The sequence below is a fragment of the Pseudomonas sp. NKUCC02_KPG genome, assembly GCF_019345465.1.
In the GTDB taxonomy this organism is placed as follows: domain Bacteria; phylum Pseudomonadota; class Gammaproteobacteria; order Pseudomonadales; family Pseudomonadaceae; genus Aquipseudomonas.
Window position 1 is genome coordinate 1 of the sequence record NZ_JAHKRC010000033.1, and the last position, 1692, is coordinate 1692.

Consider the following 1692-nt stretch of genomic DNA (forward strand, 5'->3'; position numbering starts at 1 on the left):
TGAACCCTTTGCCGTAGTGGCGCTCGAGGCGGTTCTGCACCAGTTCGAGCCCGATCGACATCAACCAATAGATAACGGCGGCGGTGGTGAGCATTTCGATGTAGCGATACGACGAACGCCCGTAGGACTGCGCCAGGAACATCACTTCCCACACGCCCATCACCGAAATCAGCGAGGAGTCCTTGAGCATTGAAATGAACTGGCTGGTGGTCGGCGGCAAAATCGTGCGCATGGCTTGCGGCAGGATGATGTGCAGGAATGTCGCCGTCGGCGACAGCCCCAGCGCCATCGCTGCCTGGCGTTGCCCGGGGGCCACGGCCATGATCCCGGCGCGAAAAATCTCGCTGAGGTAGGCACCGTAATTGAGCGACAACGCAATGATGCCCGCGCTGATTGCCCCCGGAACAATGCCGATCTGGGGCAGGCCCAGGTAGATCAGCAGGATCTGGATCAGCAGCGGCGTCCCGCGAAAAAATGACGCGTAGAAGCTCGCGATCCCAAAGGCCACGGCGCTGCGTGAAAGGCGCGCAAGCGCCGTCACAAAACCGAGCAGCAAGGACAACCAGATCGAACAAAAGCACAGGAACAACGTCAGCGCCGCGCCTTGCAGAAAGCCGTTGGGGCCCAGGTGCAGGCCCATCAGGTTCGGCAACTTATCCAGGATGATCGACAGCTTCAGGTCGAAGCTCATGAAGAACATGACGCACAAAGCGAACAGCACCGCCCACGTCAGATAGAGCCGGGTGCGAAAGCCAAACAGCTGGCTCAAGCGACGGGGTTCGGTCTTGGCGAGTGAATGTGTCTTGGCGGGGTGTGGATTGTGGGCTGTCATTGGCTGATATCGGAACCGATCCACTTCTGTGAAATCTTGCTCAGGGTTCCGTCGGCCTTCAGCCCGGCAATGGCTTCAGTCACCTTGGCACTCCACTGCGGATCGCCCTTTTCAATCGCCACCACGTTGGGTTCTGCGTACAGCGCGGGGCCAGCGATCTTGAAGCGCGGATCCTGGGCAATCCGCTCACGGGCCGTGATCAGATTGGTGACCATCGCATCCAGACGCACCCCGCTGCCCAAGGCCAGGTCCTGGAACGCCACGGTTTCATTGTCGTACGGGGCAATCTGGACATTCTCGAACGGGTAGCTCAACGGCTTGTCTTCGGCGCCTTCAATCACCAGGTCCTTGTTCAGATAGGCTTCATAGGTGGACGCGCTGATCACGCCCACTTTTTTCCCGGACAAATCCTTGCCTTCAACGATGTGGTTATCCTTAGCGTTCACCACGATCACTGCCGGCGACTGGTAATACTCGACCGGAAAGTCGAACACTTCAGCCCGGGCCTTACTCGGGGTCATCGAGCACACGCAGATATCGTAACGCCCGCTCCAGCGGCCTGCGGCGATGACATCCCAGGACGGTGTTTCCAGCTTGAGCTTGACCCCCAGGCGCTGCGCCACGGCCTTGGCGACGTCAACGTCAAAGCCGTCCAGCTGGTTCTGATCGTTGAGAAAGGAGAATGGCGGATAGCTCTCCATCAGCACGCCCGTCATCTCCCCTTTTTGGGTTACGCGATCCAGGGTGGGGCCCGCAAAAGCCGTTGCACAGGTCGCGAGCAGAGCGAGGCCGAAAGGTAAGAGCGCCGATGTTTTCAAAGACCAATACTCCAATCATTTCAAAGTCATTTGAATAGATTA

Annotated in this window: 2 protein-coding genes; both read right to left on the minus strand. The window is 58.5% G+C overall.

Going from position 1 to position 1692, the window contains the following annotated elements; all coding sequences use genetic code 11:
* A partial coding sequence (locus KO536_RS24050) for an amino acid ABC transporter permease (protein ID WP_219263258.1) occupies positions 1 to 832 on the minus strand: 832 nt, incomplete at its 3' end.
* Positions 829 to 1650, minus strand: coding sequence for an ABC transporter substrate-binding protein (locus KO536_RS24055; protein ID WP_219263260.1), 822 nt, complete (start codon positions 1648 to 1650; stop codon positions 829 to 831). The genes KO536_RS24055 and KO536_RS24050, both read right to left, overlap by 4 nt.
* Positions 1651 to 1692 lie beyond the last annotated feature (42 nt).